General features: G+C 55.5%; 6 protein-coding genes. 2 read left to right on the top strand and 4 right to left on the bottom strand.

Going from position 1 to position 3,758, the window contains the following annotated elements; all coding sequences use genetic code 11:
• Window positions 1-239, top strand: a 239-nt coding sequence (locus ACF8AM_RS21910; RefSeq protein WP_392557701.1) for a hypothetical protein, incomplete at its 5' end; no start/stop codon positions are given.
• Here ACF8AM_RS21910 and ACF8AM_RS21905 read toward each other — a convergent pair.
• Genes ACF8AM_RS21905 through ACF8AM_RS21890 form a run of 4 tightly spaced genes read right to left on the bottom strand, consistent with a single transcriptional unit; the run spans window position 181 to window position 3,533 of the window.
• Window positions 181-1,290 (bottom strand): type II secretion system F family protein, encoded by a 1,110-nt coding sequence (locus ACF8AM_RS21905; RefSeq protein ID WP_392557700.1) that lies wholly within the window; start codon window positions 1,288-1,290, stop codon window positions 181-183. The two genes, ACF8AM_RS21910 and ACF8AM_RS21905, sit on opposite strands and share 59 nt — an antisense overlap.
• Window positions 1,287-2,495 carry a hypothetical protein gene (locus tag ACF8AM_RS21900; RefSeq protein WP_392557699.1) on the bottom strand — a complete coding sequence of 403 codons (1,209 nt, stop codon included), beginning with the start codon at window positions 2,493-2,495 and terminating at the stop codon, window positions 1,287-1,289. The genes ACF8AM_RS21905 and ACF8AM_RS21900 overlap by 4 nt, the downstream gene beginning before the upstream one ends.
• Complete coding sequence (locus ACF8AM_RS21895) at window positions 2,492-2,968, bottom strand: hypothetical protein (RefSeq protein WP_392557698.1); 477 nt, start codon at window positions 2,966-2,968, stop codon at window positions 2,492-2,494. Before ACF8AM_RS21895 ends, ACF8AM_RS21900 begins: the two co-directional genes overlap by 4 nt.
• Entirely contained in the window at window positions 2,961-3,533 is a 573-nt protein-coding gene (locus ACF8AM_RS21890; RefSeq protein WP_392557697.1) for an RNA polymerase sigma factor, read from the bottom strand. The genes ACF8AM_RS21895 and ACF8AM_RS21890 overlap by 8 nt, the downstream gene beginning before the upstream one ends.
• Here ACF8AM_RS21890 and ACF8AM_RS21885 point away from each other — a divergent pair.
• On the top strand, window positions 3,520-3,758 hold a 239-nt coding region (locus ACF8AM_RS21885), incomplete at its 3' end, for a hypothetical protein (RefSeq protein ID WP_392557696.1). The two genes, ACF8AM_RS21890 and ACF8AM_RS21885, sit on opposite strands and share 14 nt — an antisense overlap.

The following is a 3,758-nucleotide window of genomic DNA, read 5'->3' as shown; positions in this document are numbered from 1 at the left end:
GTGACAATAATGCCGATAAAGCACGTTCTGCCAACGATCCGGTCGAACTTTCGCCATTTTTTTCAACTCAGGGTGTACAGTCGGCGTTGACCCGAACAGACTCAGCAAATTTTACGCTGAACCCAACCCCCACTCAGGTGGATGCCGGAGCACAACTGCAGGTACAACAACGCACGTTGTTCAGCTTTCAAACTCAGCAGCTTCAATCCCAGCAAGAACTGTCGGGACGAGTGGCATGAAGAGCGCGACCATCACCCACCCAATCGTCATTCCCAGCGTGCAGACGATCATTGGCGATACCCAGATCAATATGTCGCGGCGTCGGTGTCGTTCGCGATCGCGATAGATGGCGGCGACATCTCGCATGCATTCGGATTGCTGTTGGACCGGGTCGGTTTGCACGGCGTGGATCATCAAATGGCACGGCTTGCCATGGATGTGTGTCGGTCCTGCCAAGGGTGTTCGACCGTCGTCGATTGCCTGGACACATCCGTTGCTGAGTGTGGATATCCATCCCGAAGAGCTGCTTTCACCAGCGATCTGGTAGGCCTCTCGTCGCGTTAGGCCGACGTCCAGCAACATCGCAACATGTTCAGCCCAAGATGCCCAAACCAATCGTGCAGGTGTGAATAGGCGACGACCCAATCGAACCCATGGCGAGTGTTGGCCGGTCTGGCGAGACCGATAGCGAATGAGTTGCACGACCACAAAAATTGCGATGGTGGTGAGCCATAACGCCAAGCCATAATCGCGAGTGAAGTGAGAAATCGCGAAAACCACTTTGGTTGCCCATGGCAATTCCAAGCCGAATTCGTCCATCATCTCTTCAAAGGCTGGCACCAGCAACACGCAGATGATCATCAAAATCGCGATGCTGACGAAGGCGAGGACCAGTGGGTAAACGAGAATGACCCACATGCGATTTCGGGTTGGCCGGCCGGACAAGGTGCTTTCCCAACGCCGAACCGCGTCTTCGAGTCTGGTTTTCTCATCGGCAACCTCGGCGGAGCGGTTGTCTTGAGGAGCCGTTAGCATCGGTTGGCAGATCGCAAGTGCCTCGGGGTGATGTAGCACGTCGTCGGCAGTCACCGGTTGGTCAAACCAGCGGCTCATCAATTTCATTTGCTGGGCCACATGACCAACAGATTGCTGAGCGGCCTGATGCAGTTGCAATGCGATCATGGATCGTCGCGAAAGCAATTGTTCGATTTGTTTCCGAACGAACGGCAGCCCAGGCGATCCAGGGCTCACCAGTTCAGGAGTCACTTCTTCATCCGGAGTGTCAGTCATGATGTCACTCCTGGCCGGACGAAAGCTTCCGCCAACGGGGTGTTGTTCCGTTGTGGTCGACGGACTTGGATGTCCATCGTACGGTCGCATTGTTCGCGTTGTGAACTGGGAAGCTCAGTTCCCGGAAGCTCCGTTGCTAACTCGTTCGTATGCCGAGGTGAGACTGCAACAACGAAGGAGCCTGCCTCATTTGGATCGTTTGTGTTTCGCGTGATCGGTTGAGGTGCCGCGGGCGGTTTGGGAGCTTGGGCTTTCGGCAAATTGCCTGCGGGAAGATCACGAGTGGGCCTGGAAAGGTCGTGAATCAGCGACACCAGCGGATTGAACAAAGCAAAGCTGTATGCCATCACTCCAGTGCCACCGATCAAAGCCGTCAGCACAATCGGAAGCACGACTTTCAACACACTGATGCGATTGGCGGCACTTGTTTGGAAGTGAGATCCCAGTCGCAGCAACGTGGTTTCGGAGGAAGCGTTGAGGACGCGGCCGCGAAGCGTGGTCTGGACCTGGTTGCGAGTGTCGGGAGCACTGTCGAGAAGATCGCAGCTCAGATTCACGGCTTCTTCGGCTGGCACATTGGTCTTGGCCATCGCAGCGATCAATCGCATCGCAACGGCTGATGCGTTGTCGCGAATGAACGCTGAGCCTCCCAGTCGAGCGGCCCAGCGTGAGACACCACCGGTGAGCCAGATCAGCAAGCACATGCCCAGCAGGGCAAAAGGAGCAATCGCCAGCACGTTGGGCAGTGAATCCACGATCGGATCTGAATGTGGAGCTTGTGGGGTGGAGGGAACCAATTGCATGTCGGCACGCAGTGCGTTGACGCTGGGGCCGATGAAGTACGTGAAGAATGTCAAACCCAAGTAGCCGATCACCGCCAGAGTCATCAGATAAATGCATGAGCCCCACAGCAAACGAGAGAGTTTTTTTTCGGATCGCGTGTCGTGGGTCAAACCGTCCAAAACGATTTGCATGTTTCCGGTACGGTCGAACACTTCTCGAGCGGCACGGTATCGGGCTGGCCACTCTGTCGCGGGTTGTCGTTTCAGCAACTCGACTTTTTCGAGCGTCAGCATTCCGTTGGTGCTGCCGGCGTTCCCCAGATGGATGGGGACGCGAGCCATCACTGCAGCGGCGAGACCGTCATGAAAGACGTTGGATGGAGGATCGGAAGTTGCCGACGACGAAGGGGTTGGGTCGCTCATCGTTGGCGTCCCGAATCTGGAGTGAGCTCGGCGTTTGCACGGTGTTGTTTGGATGGGCGTTGTTGATCCATCACGTCCCTCAACCCCCAGTCCAGCGATTGATTAGTCATTGATGATCGCAGCATTGCTTCTTGTTCCACTTCATCACTGGTCACTCGTGGAAGCGGTGCGATGGATTGCATCGATTGGCCGCCCCAAACAAACGACAGCATGGTAGCCATTCCCAAGCCGAGCATTCCGAGTGCGCCGCCGGTTTGTTTGCGTGTTTGGCTTTGATGGCGAACGGATTCAAGGACTCGTGGGCGAAGTTCGGACGATGGGCGTACGTAGCGGCCCGCGTTTCGAATCAAGTGCTCGACGGAATCGCCGTTTTGAAGTTGCCAGTTGTCGAATTCGTAGCCGTGATTGATTCGGTTTTGTTTGCCGTCTGAATCAGATGAGCGGTCGTGCGGGAATGAATTGCGATCAGCCATGCGTGGGCACCTCCGATTCAACGTCACCACGCAAAAACTGAGTCATCTTCTGCATTCCGTAGCGATAACGGCTGGCCGATGTGCCAGGAGAGATCTCCAGGACGTCAGCGATTTCAAGGAACGTCATTTGTTCCCAAATTTTCAGCACAATCACTTCACTTTGTTCGGTGGGCAATTTGCGAAGTGCTCGCCAGACCTCTCGGACGGTTTCTTCTTGCTCCAGTTCATCGACTCGCCGGACGGTGAGCAGGTCCGTCAGGTTGTCGACCAAACTCCAGCGAGATTTGCGCCGGGTGATCAGGAGCGATTCGTTGCGGACCATTCGAAGCAAGTAATTCCACGGTTGGTCGGCATCGCGGACCAGTCGCGGTCGCTCAGCGACTTTCACCAGCACCGTTTGCACCGCGTCTTCCGCGTCGTGCTGATTTCGTGTGATCGTCGTGGCAAACCGCACCATCCGAGTCGACGTCAGGTCGATCAGGCCAGCGACCGCGTCTCCGCCGTGAACCACCATGTGGTCAAGGCACTGAGAAACGCGTTTCGAAAAGGGGATGGAATGGCTCATCAACCAACAGGATGCGCCCCGGCGAGTCATTTGTCTAAACAATTTGAAAAAATGTTGGCTGCTTCGCCCTCGCCTTTTGAAGTTGCGCTTTTCTCAAATCCCGAAGCGTCAGCTTCCTCATAACCCGAAGCGTCAGCGAGGGAAAAACGATGTTGACTTCGCCTCGCTGACGCGTCGGGATATAAAAAAACAATGCCTCACTCTAAAGCGCAACTTCAAAAGGCG

It is taken from the genome of Rhodopirellula sp. JB055 (assembly GCF_043100905.1).
In the GTDB taxonomy this organism is placed as follows: Bacteria; Planctomycetota; Planctomycetia; order Pirellulales; family Pirellulaceae; genus Rhodopirellula.
This window is presented reverse-complemented; position numbering and strand designations above follow the sequence as displayed.